Below are 14,047 nucleotides of genomic sequence, written 5' to 3'. Positions count from 1 at the left end.
ATCCCCGAAAATGATCTTGCGACACGTAACTGTAAAACAGGATACGTCGCATACTACAATCACGCATTAACAAGGGAAATGTTTGAAACCTCGACGGTAAGCCTCACCTAAGGATTCCGATCGTAAAAATCCTTCGCAGCATACAGAGCCGTTCCCTGATATTCCCACCACAGTTTCAAGCCATCTGTCCATTCAGACGGTGTAATTCGTATATGTGTAAAGAATAGAACCAATACAGCTTTTTCGGTTTCTAATAATTCCCGCATCTGTGTCAACTCTTGTTTATATTGTGGTTTGTTTAACATCGTGACACTATCGAATCCAATTGGAGTCCGATGCCCATACAGGTTAAATTGGAAATACAAACCTTCGATATTGTTTGTATAAATTACAGTGTCAGCTGGAAGTTCACGTAATTCATCGATATCTGCAAATTGCTGTTTCGATTCCGAACCATATCCGCGGGGATATACGCTGATCACATCAATCAGTTCAACGCTTCTGTGAATATACGAAACCAGAAGGAGTCCACTCAAGGTACACAACAAGATGTATTTTAGTGGTTTACTTCTCCCTCGAAAAAGGATTGTTAGCGCGGAGGGCATCAGGATCAAAAAGACAATGTACAAGGGTAAAGTTATCCGCGTGTCCATTGGAGTTGACGCATCAAAAAAGGTCATCGTTGCCAAAATAAGGAGTGAATAACATAAGGCGTAGAGTATCAGAATGATGAGTAAGCTATTCTTTAGTGCACGATCTACCTTTTTTATACATTTTTCTTTGCCTAGTTTACGATAGTAGATGACGAGAAAGATGGCCGTTATCAACAGACTAAAAATAATTCCATATAGCACTGTGTAGGTGAACTTATATGGAACGATCCATTCCCAAAATATCGCAAATGCGTGTTTCACTTTTGACACACTTGGAGGGTGCCAGAGTATCCTTCGATTTGTGAAATTGCCTGCCAAGTACATATTGCGCACCATCCAAACCATCATTGGGGTAATGCATACAAGCAAAAACATTAGAATGGATCGAATTTTCTGTTTTGTATTGAATGCCCGACTAAGGAAAATAGCGAGTGTTGACGCAACAATTATTGACAAGCCCGCATATCGGGTCAGATAATGCAAACCAAATAACACTCCAGCACCAATCAGCAGAATCACCCTTTTTCGCTCGAAGTACTTGCTCAACAAACCCATCCCAACAAGCAAGAAAGTGATAAAAATAGGCTCCGACATGGCCATGCTGTGCCAAGAAATCATGATCGGTGAGCACGCAGCTAAAAGAGAACCTACGATCGGGGCGAAGAAGTTGCCACTTATGCGGAAAATGAACCAGCCAATCATGAAAACATTCGCACCAAAGGCTAGGTCGTTAATCCATCTTGCCGCCTCAATACTGCTCAATCCCGCAGTCTGAATCCCGGCAAGCAATAAGGGATACAGCGGAGGAAAATGTGTCATTGGCTGTAATGTTCCATCCCCACCGATCCAATTCAAACCTTTCCCAGCGACGATGTGCTCGGAAACGCCGATGTAGGCAATTGAATCGCTGCTTATTCCCATACCACTTTTCATCGCGAGGGAAAGTAAATAAGTAGCCAGCAATCCACACAAAAGCAGCGCACAGCAATAAAGGAAGCTCAACAAACCAGATCGTTTAGATCGATCTTCATTTACGCTCCCAGAGTACCGAATTACACTTGGCATGTTCCAAGGCTCCTAAATTATTGATCCATTGTTTAGTAAAGTGCAGCGAAACGGGCTGTAGATTATAAAGGTGATCTTCATCATCAGGGGAAGAATGATTGGTATACCACATTCATAAGCGCTTGTGAATCGCTCGATCCAACGCCTCTTCCAATTCTTCCAGCGTTACCGGTTTGAAAACGAACGCATCCGCACCGACCCGCATGGCTTCATCCACCTGGGCGTCAGTGGTTTCGGAAGACAGCATCACCACCGGGATATGTTGGAAACCCTGGCGTGAACGAATGAATTGAAGCAAGTCAATTCCCGACACATTCGGCATGTTGATGTCCAGAATGAAGACGTCCGGTTTGCGGCCCTGCAGCATTTGTCGGCCAGTACTGCGTGCATCACGAAAGATCTCACAGGAATAGTCCAGCAGCTTCAACATCAAGCTTACAGCTTGACTCATTTCGTCGTCGTCATCAACGATCCAGGCAACACGCATCTGCGCCTCCATTTGCGCCTACAGCTCTGCCTTTACGCGCTCGGCCAGTCCACGGCTGATTCCGGGGACCTGCATCAACTCTTCCACTTTCGCCCGGCGAATACGTTCCACATCACCAAAAACCCGAATCAGCGCTTTTCGACGCGCAGGGCCGATTCCGGTAATGTGATCCAGTTTGGACGACAAACCGGAGCGGCGTCGCTGCGTTTGGTGGTGCTTCAGTGCGAAACGATGGGCTTCGTCCCGGATGCGCTGGATGAGGTAGAGCGCCTCGGACCGGCGCGGCAGCAACACGGGATCGGGATTATCCGGCAGGAACAGCTCTTCGTGCTCTTTGGCCAGGCCAACGACGGGAACCTCGCCCGAGAGATCATATTGATCCAGCACTTTTACCGCACGGCCCAGCTGTCCTTTGCCCCCATCGACGATCAATAAATCCGGCAAGAAACCAAAAGAAGCGTCGCGTTTCCCGCCGGGTTTACGCGCTTCTTCGTCGGCGATCTTCCAACGCCGGAATCGACGGTCGAGCACCTCTTCCATGCTGGCAAAATCATCCTGACCTTTGACGGTTTTTACCGTGAATTTACGATAGAGCTGTTTATTTGGCGTGCCTTGTTCAAAAACGACCATCGAGCCTGCGGCCGCCGTGCCCTGGATGTTCGATATGTCGTAGCATTCGATGCGGTTGGGAGGTTTGGACAGGGCAAGCGCAGTCTGTAATTCCGCCACGGCTTCGACGTGTTTGCTGCGATCGGCTTCCCACTGTGCGCGCAGGGCGGCCAACGTCTCAGCGGCGTTCTCGGTGGCCAGCCGCACCAGATCCCTTTTCTTCCCGCGGCGGGGAACGACGAGGCGGACTTTCTTCCCACCCCGGCGCTGGTAAAGCCACCTTTCGATGATCTGACTCTCTTCGATTTCGGTGGGCAGCAGTACACGTTGGGGTATGTGAGCCGCATCGGCATAGAATTGTTTCACGAAGGACTGCACGAGATCGACGTCATCCGCTTGATGTGTGCCCTCCAACACGAAATATTCTCGCCCGATCAACCGGCCGGCGCGAATGAAGAAAACCTGCACACAAGCGTCGCGATCGTCCCTGGCAAAAGCGATGACGTCCGAGTCGACCTTCTCCTGCAGGACGACTTTCTGCTGTTCGACGACCTTCTCGATGGCTTGCAACTGATCTCGAATGACGGCTGCGCGTTCATAATCCATGCCGGCAGAAGCGCACTGCATCTCTGCTTCCAGGTTTTCAACCACGGGTGCGGTCTGACCCTGCAGGAATCGGCAAAGGTGATCGATCATCTTGCGGTAGGCGGCTTTATCGATGGCGCCGATGCAGGGTCCTGCACAGAGCTTAATATCGTAGTACAAACAGGCCCGTAAATCTTCCCCGGTGATATGGCGGTCACACGTCAGGTATGGAAATATCTTCCGCAGGACATCCAGCGTTTGATGTACGGCCCACACGCTGGTGTAGGGCCCGAAATAGCGGGAGCCGTCGTCGCGTACGCGGCGGGTCACTGTCACCTTCGGAAAAGGATCGGCCCAATGGACCTTGATGTACGGATAACGCTTGTCGTCCTTCAGGCGTACGTTGTACTTGGGGCGATAGCGCTTGATCAGTGTCATTTCGAGGATCAAAGCTTCGAGTTCCGAGCCGACAACGATCCACTCAATGTCGGCGATGTGCTCGATCATTTCGCTGACTTTCCGACTGTGTGACGCGGAGGCATGGAAGTAGGAACGCACGCGGTTGCGCAGGTTGACGGCCTTACCGACGTAGATCACCTGCCCGCGCGCATCCTTCATCAAGTAACAACCCGGCTTGGAGGGGATCCCTTCCAGGATCGGCTGGATCTGATCGGATGCTGCCATCGAGTCAAATTCTAGCACATCCATTCCACAATGCTGATGGCGCATATGTACTTTCAACCGCCGTCTTCGCACGAAGGATGCAGCCTCCGCTGCTTTCAAATCGCTAAAATCCACTTTCCGAAGTATGCAGTATAATGCCGTGGACATGAGTAAATTACACCGCACTTTCCTCGTAATCTCGGTCCTGCTTGTTTCTGCTTGCGTTCCAGCCGAAGAAACGAACGGACCTGAATTGATGACGCCGGCTCCTTCTGAGCAAATTCGAACCGCCACCCCGACTGAGTCACCTCAACCAGCTGATAACGTCTTGCGGCTTTGGCTGGCGCCTGCATTCGATCCGGACGATGGCAGTCCGGCCGGTATGCTGCTGCGGCAACGCCTGGATTTGTTTGAAAGCAGTCATTCCGGCGTGGAGGTGGAAATTCGCATCAAGGAGGAAACGGGGGTTGGAGGCTTGTATCAAAGTCTGGCGACCGCCATGGTCGCTGCACCGAGTGTAACACCGGACATCATCAGTCTTACCCCGGAAAGCCTTCGAGCGGCTGCAATCGACGGCCTGATCCTGCCCCTCGAAACGTTCCTCGAAGCGCCGGCGTCTCCCGCCTGGTACGACCACACGGTCTCCATCGCTCGAATCGAGGGAAGCTTCTACGGCCGTCCGATCGCCAGCGAAACCGAAATTCTGGCCTATCGCACCTTTCTCTTCCAAACACCGCCGATGACCTGGTCCAACATCCTCGCCGGACCTGAATCGTTCCTTTTTCCGGCCAACGATCCAGCGGCGAGTTTCAGCCTCGCACAGTACCTGGCGCTCGACGGTTCTCTCGTCGACGATGCCGGCGATCCGGCACTCGATCCCATCGTGTTGACCGAAGTTCTTACTTTCTACGACTCGGCCTGGAACTCTGATATCTTATCGACGGCCGCTCTTCAATATGCCAGCGCAACCGAAACCTGGCAGGCGCTTGTCGCAGAACGAGCGACCAGTGCGGTCGCTCCGTTGGATGAATTCCTCCTGGAAAGCGATCTGCGTGTCCTCTCCGCCGTCCCACTGCCGACGCAAACAGAACCCGGTATTGGGTTCGCGAAAACGTGGTCCTTGGCCATCGTCGACAACGACAGCGATAACCAGGAACTGGCGGCGCAGATGATCGACTGGCTCACGGATCCGGAATTCCTCGGCCCATGGACACACGCCCTGGGTATGCTGCCGCCGACAAACCTGGCTTTATCCCAGTGGCCGGAAGGTCCGGAAACATCCCTGGCCAGCAGCCTGGTAACCATCATGCGGCCTGAACTTCCGCCAGAAACGCTGGCCGTATTTGGGCCGCCCATCCGCGATGCCATCGTCGCGGTAATTCGTGATGGGGTAAAGCCATCCAACGCAGCAGTCAGTGTCGCACAATCGATCGCCAGCGGCCAGACGGAATAATCAAGACGATCCACTGCTACCGCGCGGGTTTTACTGCCGGCTCATCGTAGAGCACATCGGATCCTGCGAAGATACTGAGGATCGTCGATATTCACTCATCCATGTAAACGTATGTTGAAATATCGTGACCATTTGGCTCATTTGAAGTCCATTCGCAGCGCAGCGATGGCGGTGGCAGATCCGGACGCATTGATCCGCCGCAAGCTGAGCCTGTGCGATGACGCGCTGCAGATCGATGACCTGACGATCCGGCGGAACTCGATCGACCGGTTCTTCCTCGTTGCCTTTGGAAAGGCATCTCCCGCAATGAGCCGGGCCGTAGTACATATCCTCGATCGTCCATTCGCGGAAGGTCTGATCGCCGCACCGAAGGAATTTGAAGGACCGCTCCCGCGCGGATTGCAGGTCTTCCAAACGGGGCACCCACTGCCGGACCAGGGCAGTTTGGATGCGGGTCGTGCGGTCGCCGTAATGCTCGCCGATACGGCGGCGGACGATCTCGTCCTGGCGCTGATCTCGGGCGGCGGATCGGCCATGCTCGAGCTTCCCCGCCCGGGAATCGACCTGGAAGACATACGCAGGATCAATTCGCTTATGTTGAAATCCGGCGCGCCGATCGAATCCATCAACGTCGTCCGCCGCGCCATCTCCCGGATCAAAGCGGGAGGCCTGGCCCGAATGGCTGCACCCGCCAGGGTCGTATCCTTGATCCTCTCCGACGTGATAGGCGATCGCCTCTCCGCAATCGCCTCCGGACCCACCGTGCTTCGTGCGCCGACACCCGAACAAGCTCGTGCTATCTTGGAGCAGTACCATTTGTGGAGCCGGATCCCGGAAAGCATCCAGCGCACACTGCGCCAAAGCCGAAAATCCCTGCCCCGGACGTCTCCACCCAAAAACATCGTCATCGGTAACAACCGCCTGGTCGTTCACGCAGCACGGGAAAAAGCCCGCGAATTAGGGTTTCCCACGCGAGTCCTCACCCAGCGATTGGAAGGAGAAGCGCGCAGCGCGGGAAGGCGGATGGCCAACAGCCTGCTGCGGACATCCGGTCCAGCATGTCTGCTCGCGGGAGGCGAGACCACCGTCGATATTCGGGGGGATGGACGCGGAGGCCGCAATCAAGAACTTGCCCTTGCCGCTGCCCTGAAGCTTGAAGGGACTCCCGGTTGCGCAGTGATGGCGCTGGCTACAGACGGAGTCGATGGCCCCACTCCGGGCGCCGGCGCGATCGTTACAGGAGACAGCATTCCCCGCGCCCGCCGACTCGGCCTGGATCCGGAAGGAGCGCTCGGCAATAACGATTCCTTCCCCTTCCATGAGGCGTTGGGGTCTTTGCTGATAACCGGTCCCAGTGGAACCAACCTCAACGATCTCGTCGTCGGTCTCAAGTACACATCCGCCTGATCAAGGGAAACCGCCGCCATGACCATTCCGCCGGTTGACCATCGCCTTACCTGCTGTTACAATCCCGCCGCCCAATCATCCCGCTAGGAGTCTGTATGCCCATTCATTTCGGTACCGACGGTTGGCGTGCCGTAATCTCAGACACATTTACTTTTCACAATCTACGTCTCGTAGCCCAGGCGATTGCGGACGCCGTCGCCTCGGCGGAATGGCTCAACGGCATGACCAGCGGCGTGCAGCCCGACCCGAAACGTATGGTCGTAGGTTTCGACACCCGCTTTCTCTCCGATCGCTTCGCTGTCGAAGCCGCGCGCGTACTCGCTGCCAACGGCTACAAGGTGTACCTCACCTCCGCCGACGTTCCCTCGCCTACGATTTCCTATTCAGTCAGGCATCTCGGCGCGATCGCCGGGTTGATGATCACTGCATCCCACAACCCACCGCGGTACAACGGCGTCAAACTGAAAGCCGCATACGGCGGATCCGCGATGCGGGAACAGTGCCGGCGGGTCGAGGTGTACCTGAACGACAACGAGGCCCGGGGCCGGGGACCCAACTTGATGGAATACGAAAGCGCGCGGGAAGCGGGCCTCATCGAACGCTACAATCCGACGCCGGCCTACTACGATCATCTGCGTTCACTCATCGATTTCGATTCCATCGCCGACAATCCGCAACACATTGTCGTCGATTCGATGTTCGGCTCGGGGCGAGGACAGATCAAAGGCATTCTGCAGGGAACCGGTTGTGAGGTTTTCGAGGTGCGGGGGGAAATGAATCCCGGGTTCGGCGGAATCCATCCTGAGCCCATCGCCCGCTACCTGGGAGCACTGGCAGGCGCCATTGCCGCAGGGCATGGCCAACTTGGCCTGGCCACAGACGGGGATGCCGATCGCATCGGCGCCATGGATGGCAGGGGACAGTTTGTCGATCCACACCGCATCATGGCCTTGGCACTCAAACATCTGGTTGAACACCACGGCTTTACCGGCAAAGTAGTGAAAACCGTCTCGACGACACAGATGATCAATCGCCTCGCGCGCCGCTACAACCTGGAGGTAATCGAGACTCCTGTGGGTTTCAACTACATTGCAGAACACATGCTTCGCGACGATGTGCTCATCGGCGGCGAGGAATCGGGAGGGATTTCCTTCAAAGGCCACATCCCCGAGGGCGATGGAATCCTCATGGGCTTGATGCTGGTCGAAATGGTGGCGGTGACCGGAAAGCCACTCAACGTATTGGTCGACGAACTCCTGAAGGAAGCAGGGCCGATCCAGTACGCCCGCCTCGATCTACGCTTGTCCCGTCCGATCGAGAAACCTCGTTTGGTCCGGCAGCTTGCCAGTACTGCGCCGGATAAAATCGGCGACGTAAAGGTAAGCGAAGTCAACACGCTCGATGGTGTGAAATACATCCTCGAGGATGACTCCTGGCTTTTGATCAGACCTTCCGGCACGGAACCGGTGCTGCGCATCTACGCCGAAGCCCCCAATTCGGATGAAGTACAAGCGCTGCTGGATTTTGGCGGGTCATTAGCAGAGTAAGTGCAGAACGAGGATAAATTTAAAATGAAAAAAGGGCTCACGTGCGTGAGCCCTTACAAATTATACGAACGATCCTGCGGAATCAAGAAGGCTGCCTTTATTCGTTTATCATCGGAGGATGTTCCGCCTCAGACGCTTGCTCGTACGCCCGTTCCCCCATTGCACGTGACAACAGCGATTGCACGACGATCCCCAGAATGAAGAAAAGCAGAGCATAGACCAAACTGATCTGCACGCCCCAGACGAACATCACCGCCCCGACTGCGGCTGAAAGCAGCATCATCCAGGCTCTGGACATCACCAACAGCAGTATCCCACCTGCGATTCCTGCGCCGACTTCGAACAACAACGTTGGATCTGTCGTCGAAAACACTCCCCACAGCGTGTCGGCGAGCAAGATGCCTCCTACCACTCCGATGACGAAGATGGCGAGATCGTGAACCGCCAGGGCGAGCCAGGCACCGATCATCCCACCGACGAGCAGGGCAAGTAGTGCGATCCACCCGCTCTGATCCAGATGGAAAGCGATCTGCACACCGAGCATTGCCCCGATAAAGAATCCGGGTAAAGCGACGATGAAACGATAAATTTTCCAACCCGCGAAGAGTAAAAGCGCGCCGCCGATGGCGGCAAGCAGGTATAGCGATTGGCCTATCGGGCCAAGCGCATCCAGAACGATGTCATCCACAACCGTATCTTTCAAGACCGCCGGAAGGCTGCAGGCTAAATTCGCCATCATGAAGATTACACAGACGGCAGCAGGAAAGAACCAAGCCGGGCGCTCTGTTCTGGGATAATTCTTGCGTGAAATACCCTTTTCTTCGATATCTACAACAATCTCGTGCAATCCACTGAAATGAACCGGTCGCAGTTCCGGGATCGCACGAGATACGGAGATTGACGTGCTTATTCGGTTTCAACAAACAGGATAAAAGTGGCTCTACCAATATTGCCTTTCATTGGCGCTGCTGCTGCAGCGAAGAATTTCATCGCAGCCAGGACTTCACCAGCTTCCTCGTCGAAATCTTCCCGTTCCCAGGGCTCCATCACCTCCCGAAGCTGTCCGATCAAACCTTCGATGTCTACGTACACCACGGGAGCCATGTTCTTCGGGAATTCTTTCCAAATGTCCTGATAACTATCGCTGTCCGCAAGGGACGGACCACCGTCGAACAGATCAGCAAGGATATCGAGCGACGATCCGATCATCAGACGATCATCACTGACGCCGTAGGTGAGGATCGAATCTCCATTGAACATGTTCACCAGGTCATATATTGTTCCGAACTCCTGCTCGCTGACCTCAGCTTCTCCGATTCCTTGTCTTTCCATCGCTGCGCTGAAGTTATCGGCAACGTCCAGCAATTTCTGCGGTTTATTGGTCTCGGCTAAAATCGCAAAACCGAGGGGAATGTCCAGGGATTCAGCCAACACACCTGAAGAGGACGGCACCAGCAAGAAATCGAATTCGCCGTCCAGGCTGCCGAGGAGATCGTCGATCGGGTCGAAACCAAATGCCGTGGTAAACATCGCCAGCGCTTCTTCCGCATCCGCCCCCTGGCCGCCCAACATCTCCAGCATAGTTTTTCTCGTCTGCTCGATATTCTCTGCGTCGAACCCGGATGCGAGATACAGGATCGTATCTTCTGGTGCCATGGATGGGATTTGGGGGTTGGTGTTGAAATAGCCCCACGGCGGAGATCCCCACACCGACGGAAGCGGCGACGCCTGTTGATTCGGACATCAAATCCGACATCCCCGGGCCGTATGCCATAGAGAGTAACGGCTCCATACTTTCCTGGTACTTCACCATATCCATATATATCGTCAGAATTTCGCTGCCGGGCAGCCCCCCGATCGCATCCCGGTAGCCTTCAAGATCGGCAAGTGAGTCACCATTCTGGGCATCGATTCCGTTTTGAATGGAGGTTACGGTTTCACCGATGAGCATCAGATCACCCGAACGACAGATCGCGACGTCACTCGTCATCTCATTTTCGATGAAGTAGATGGTTTGTTCCTCGTAGATTTCCTCTTCTACGGTACCACCGCTCTCCTCGAATTCGGCGATGGTTTGATCGAGAAACACATCCGCTGCGCTTTCGTCGTCGACCTCGAGAGCGAGTAGTATTCCCTCTTCCGCGCTTCCACCAATCACGCCTGCCATCAAATCTACGACGCCGAGGCCCGCATCGTTCCCGATCCAGGGTTGGATATCTTCACTGTAGGTGATGTTCATTTCCTCACCGAGCCACTCGTCCACCTGTTCCAGTGTTTGATCGAGGAACGTCGTGCCTTCCTCCAGCGGTTCAGGTGAGAGTGCACGTACGACCGCTTCGAGGTTTTCATCACCGAGACGATCCATGTCCAGGTGGAGATACAAGACTACGTCGGTTGGCATTGCCTCAGCCGCCGCATCCCTTCCGGCCGTGCCCAGCAAGTCCCACCTGAAGGGATCGACGAAAAGCAGGATCACGACGGCAAGGACGATCACGAGAATGACGCCTGCGAGAATGCCGAATCCTACAAACATCCTCCGGCGATCACTGGATTCGGAAACCGGGGCTGTTGATTCTTGTTCACTCATTTTCTACTTCCTTTGGTCTTCTCTTGCTCCTGATGCGAATTACAGGCAGGAGCGCGATTACGCATACGAGGCCTGCAAACAAAAAGGTTTCACGTACCACTTGGACGGCGACTTCCATCCCAACTTGTAAGCTCTCATTCAAACCGGCATTGAGTGGCAGCAACCGGTCGGTGAGTATATCCGCTCGATACAAGCCGTAAGCGGTCATACTGGAAACCCCGAGCGTCATCCCCATCAAGCGAAAGAAAATGACCAACGCAGAAGCCGTCCCCCGGAATGGTGCAGGAACGCTGTCGATCACGGCCGCAGCGATGGGCGCGATCGTCAATCCAAATCCACACCCGGCCAGAATCAAATTCGGCAACATCACTGAATACGGCGTGTCCTGTTGCCAAGCGGTCATTAGTATAAAGCCAATCAAGCTCACAAGCAATCCGATAATCGCCGGTGTACGATAGCCACGTCTTGCAGTCAGCCAGCCACCGGGCAACGCGGCGAGCGCCATTGGAACCGTAAGTGCGGAGAGAACCCAACCGCTCTCCCAGGCGCCTTGTTCCAACGTTCGTGCCACGACGGTATTGATAAAAAGGGGAACGTTGGCGATGGCCACAAAAAGGCTGAAACCGACCAGGAAATTGGCCAGTGTAGCCGAAGTGAAGTTCGGTAAGCGGAAGAGGCGCAGGGGAATGAGCGGGTGTTCGAAGCGAGCTTGGCGCAGCAAAAATATCGCGAACAAACCAACGGCTGCAGCGGCGAAAGGCAGCGCGTAGGAAGGCAGACCGGTATGACCCGCCTGTGAAATCGCTCCTCCCAGCTCCATTTTCGTCCCCATGCTAACGTTGAGTAGAACGAGACTCGCAGCGATCAGACTGGCACCCAACCAGTCCATCCGCGCACTCGCGCTTTCTTTTGCCGTACCTCGCAGAACCTTCCAAATCATGACGAACGCCAGCAGACAAAGCGGCAGGTTGAGCCAGAAAATCGTTCGCCAATCGTAGAAGCGGACGATAATGCCGCCGTACAGATGCCCCACGACCCAACCCGCGGTGTCTACGGCGGCGATCACAGCCAAAGGTTTTGCCCGCTCTCCGATGGGATACAAATCTCCAACGAGTGCCATTCCGACGGGCACCATGGCGCCTGCACCAAAAGCCTGGATCATCCGCGCAGCGATCAAAACGGCCAGAGAGACGTGTGCGGGATCTGGACGATTTTCGGCGAACGTGTAGATCGTGCGCAGCGCGAAGCGAGTCGGCCATGTTTCACCAACTGCCACGAGATAGGACCCAACCGCAAAGACGGTCAGTGAAATCAGAAAGACTTTGCGTCGGCCGTAGATATCCGATAATCGCCCCATGAACATCAGGGCGACGCTGTAGGCCAGAAGATAACCCGTGACCAGCCATGCCGCTTCATCCAGACCGGTCTGCAGTGGTATTTCGAGATCGAAAATGACCTGGGGCAGGACCGCGGATACCACGGTGAGATCCATCGCGCCGATGAAAATCGGCAGACAGATCCAGAGTATGATCACCGAGCGATTCGCCTTTTGCGCGATCGCAGTCACGAGTTCGAATCCCCAATCACTTCGGGTGGAACGATGTCTATCGACTGATCGAAATTCCAGAAATCAAGCTGCCACAGCGTATCTTCTTCCGCGTCCGACCGGTGATCGACGATGTTCAAACGATACAGCTCGAAGGTTTCCGGGGCGATGAATAGTGAGATCTCCAATGTGTGCGGACCGATCATTCCGTAGCTCAATCGGTAGAGCCGCTCGCCATCGAGAGTCCCTTCCAATGCATACAGCAATTGACCGGGATATTCCTCGAGTTCTTCGTATCCGAGTAAACGGAGATTCCGCAGATCGGAGATCAAGATCGATTGAATGCCGATGTCTCGATCGAAGAGCGAGGCGGGATTGAAGCCCCAGTTTGGCGGCAATGCCTGCCATTCTCCGGAAAGCACGTTGGTTTCCCATTGATTTTCGGCGACACTGATGATGTCGACTTCGGCGACGATCCCGGGTCCGATCACCCGAACGGTTGCACTCGCCCGATCCGGCGCCTGGAAATCGCCTTCAGCCCTGCGGAAGGCGAGAGATTGGTTAGCGTCGATGAAAGAAGGTGACCCACTGCGTTCGATCAAAAAATGGAACCCGGATAGCGCCTGCATTCTCTCAACACAATTCTCGACGATCGTACTTGCCGGCAAGGGTTCGGGTGTTGGGGTGCGGCAAGCGCCAAGGGAAATAAACAGAAGGATGGAGAAGAGGATTTTAATTCGCATCATCCCCAACATCCCAAATAAATCGTAGATTGAAAGCAATCGAAGGAACGACAATTCGCCATGACTGAGATTTTCGCAGCAGACAGTTTATCCCGAGGCCGCTTCAAACGGTAATTCAATCGTGATTACCGTGCCGACATCATGCTCGCTCTCGACGCTCACACTTCCCCCATGGATCGAGACGATTCGCTGACAAATCGCCAGCCCGGAGCCGATTCCTTGTTGTTCATATTTCGCTCGATCAATCTGATGGAAGATGTTGAACAGCGATTCCATTTCTTCCTCAGGAATTCCGATTCCCTGATCCTGTACGGAGATCCTGAGTGCTTCATCGGTAACGTTCACCATCACACGTACCCACTCGCTCGTGGATTTCGAAAACTTTATCGCGTTCTCGACAATCCGTCCCAACGCATTCGCCAGGTAATATTCATCCACGACAAGCACCGGCAGTTGATCGGGTATATCGAGAATGAGGTTCAAGCCTCTCGCGCCTGCATCGTCTTCAAAACGGCGGCAGGTAACCCGCAGCCATGCGCCCAAATCCGCGACCTCGCGTCTGCGGATTTGGTATGCTTTTTCAGCTTCCCCCGTCTCCAACTCAACGAGGAGAATGAAATCCTCCACAAGCCGGTTCAAACGTGCCGCGCCTTTTTGAATTCCCTTCATGAACAAACGAAAATCCTCGGGGGCAATGGTTTC

The 14,047-nt window shown here is 54.4% G+C and carries 11 protein-coding genes and 1 pseudogene; 3 read left to right on the top strand and 9 right to left on the bottom strand.

The features are described from left to right. Positions 1-107: 107 nt before the first annotated feature. The 3 genes from P8Z34_05895 to uvrC all read right to left on the bottom strand — a co-directional run bounded on the left by P8Z34_05895 (position 108) and on the right by uvrC (position 4,083). Positions 108-1,718, bottom strand: coding sequence for a glycosyltransferase family 39 protein (locus tag P8Z34_05895; GenBank protein ID MEJ2550198.1), 1,611 nt, complete (start codon positions 1,716-1,718; stop codon positions 108-110). Positions 1,719-1,830: 112 nt separating this feature from the next. Next, positions 1,831-2,205, bottom strand: a complete 375-nt coding sequence (locus P8Z34_05890) for a response regulator (protein MEJ2550197.1) — start codon at positions 2,203-2,205, stop codon at positions 1,831-1,833. A gap of 18 nt (positions 2,206-2,223) precedes the next feature. Next, positions 2,224-4,083 (bottom strand): excinuclease ABC subunit UvrC, encoded by a 1,860-nt coding sequence (gene uvrC, locus P8Z34_05885; protein MEJ2550196.1) that lies wholly within the window; start codon positions 4,081-4,083, stop codon positions 2,224-2,226. 145 nt (positions 4,084-4,228) lie between these two features. Here uvrC and P8Z34_05880 point away from each other — a divergent pair, with 145 nt between their 5' ends. From P8Z34_05880 to P8Z34_05870, 3 genes are all read left to right on the top strand, one after another. Continuing rightward, complete coding sequence (locus tag P8Z34_05880; GenBank protein ID MEJ2550195.1) at positions 4,229-5,515, top strand: extracellular solute-binding protein; 1,287 nt, start codon at positions 4,229-4,231, stop codon at positions 5,513-5,515. 111 nt (positions 5,516-5,626) lie between these two features. Continuing rightward, on the top strand, positions 5,627-6,922 hold the full coding sequence (locus tag P8Z34_05875; GenBank protein ID MEJ2550194.1) for a DUF4147 domain-containing protein: 1,296 nt from the start codon (positions 5,627-5,629) through the stop codon (positions 6,920-6,922). Between the two features lie 95 nt (positions 6,923-7,017). Continuing rightward, positions 7,018-8,469, top strand: coding sequence for a phosphoglucomutase/phosphomannomutase family protein (locus tag P8Z34_05870; protein MEJ2550193.1), 1,452 nt, complete (start codon positions 7,018-7,020; stop codon positions 8,467-8,469). A 97-nt stretch (positions 8,470-8,566) separates the two neighbouring features. On the opposite strand, the gene P8Z34_05865 is transcribed toward P8Z34_05870, so the two are convergent. The 6 genes and pseudogenes from P8Z34_05865 to P8Z34_05840 form a co-directional block, all read right to left on the bottom strand. After that, the gene (locus P8Z34_05865) at positions 8,567-9,208 is read right to left on the bottom strand and encodes a DUF4203 domain-containing protein (GenBank protein ID MEJ2550192.1); all 642 of its coding nucleotides are present in this window, start codon (positions 9,206-9,208) and stop codon (positions 8,567-8,569) included. 167 nt (positions 9,209-9,375) lie between these two features. Further along, positions 9,376-10,125: a DUF3352 domain-containing protein gene (locus P8Z34_05860; GenBank protein ID MEJ2550191.1), complete on the bottom strand. Its 750-nt coding sequence runs from the start codon at positions 10,123-10,125 to the stop codon at positions 9,376-9,378. A gap of 163 nt (positions 10,126-10,288) precedes the next feature. Continuing rightward, a pseudogene (locus P8Z34_05855) lies at positions 10,289-11,002 on the bottom strand (DUF3352 domain-containing protein). A gap of 46 nt (positions 11,003-11,048) precedes the next feature. Next, positions 11,049-12,623, bottom strand: a complete 1,575-nt coding sequence (locus P8Z34_05850) for an MFS transporter (GenBank protein MEJ2550190.1) — start codon at positions 12,621-12,623, stop codon at positions 11,049-11,051. Beyond that, positions 12,620-13,348: an LppX_LprAFG lipoprotein gene (locus tag P8Z34_05845; GenBank protein ID MEJ2550189.1), complete on the bottom strand. Its 729-nt coding sequence runs from the start codon at positions 13,346-13,348 to the stop codon at positions 12,620-12,622. The genes P8Z34_05850 and P8Z34_05845 overlap by 4 nt, the downstream gene beginning before the upstream one ends. 84 nt (positions 13,349-13,432) lie before the next feature. Continuing rightward, positions 13,433-14,014: a HAMP domain-containing sensor histidine kinase gene (locus tag P8Z34_05840; protein ID MEJ2550188.1), complete on the bottom strand. Its 582-nt coding sequence runs from the start codon at positions 14,012-14,014 to the stop codon at positions 13,433-13,435. Positions 14,015-14,047: the final 33 nt, after the last annotated feature.

The organism is Anaerolineales bacterium, from assembly GCA_037382465.1.
In the GTDB taxonomy this organism is placed as follows: domain Bacteria; phylum Chloroflexota; class Anaerolineae; order Anaerolineales; family E44-bin32; genus WVZH01.
The sequence above is the reverse complement of the archived record's forward strand: the minus strand, read 5'-3'. Positions and strand labels throughout refer to the sequence as shown.

Excerpts from the sequence above, each read along its gene's own strand:
- P8Z34_05865 (MEJ2550192.1), bottom strand. The coding sequence starts at position 9,208 with ATGATGGCGAATTTAGCCTGCAGCCTTCCGGCGGTCTTGAAAGATACG.
- P8Z34_05845 (MEJ2550189.1), bottom strand. The coding sequence starts at position 13,348 with ATGATGCGAATTAAAATCCTCTTCTCCATCCTTCTGTTTATTTCCCTT.
- uvrC (MEJ2550196.1), bottom strand. The coding sequence starts at position 4,083 with ATGGCAGCATCCGATCAGATCCAGCCGATCCTGGAAGGGATCCCCTCC.
- P8Z34_05880 (MEJ2550195.1), top strand. The coding sequence starts at position 4,229 with ATGAGTAAATTACACCGCACTTTCCTCGTAATCTCGGTCCTGCTTGTT.
- P8Z34_05840 (MEJ2550188.1), bottom strand. The coding sequence starts at position 14,014 with ATGAAGGGAATTCAAAAAGGCGCGGCACGTTTGAACCGGCTTGTGGAG.
- P8Z34_05870 (MEJ2550193.1), top strand. The coding sequence starts at position 7,018 with ATGCCCATTCATTTCGGTACCGACGGTTGGCGTGCCGTAATCTCAGAC.
- P8Z34_05860 (MEJ2550191.1), bottom strand. The coding sequence starts at position 10,125 with ATGGCACCAGAAGATACGATCCTGTATCTCGCATCCGGGTTCGACGCA.
- P8Z34_05875 (MEJ2550194.1), top strand. The coding sequence starts at position 5,627 with ATGTTGAAATATCGTGACCATTTGGCTCATTTGAAGTCCATTCGCAGC.
- P8Z34_05895 (MEJ2550198.1), bottom strand. The coding sequence starts at position 1,718 with ATGCCAAGTGTAATTCGGTACTCTGGGAGCGTAAATGAAGATCGATCT.
- P8Z34_05890 (MEJ2550197.1), bottom strand. The coding sequence starts at position 2,205 with ATGCGTGTTGCCTGGATCGTTGATGACGACGACGAAATGAGTCAAGCT.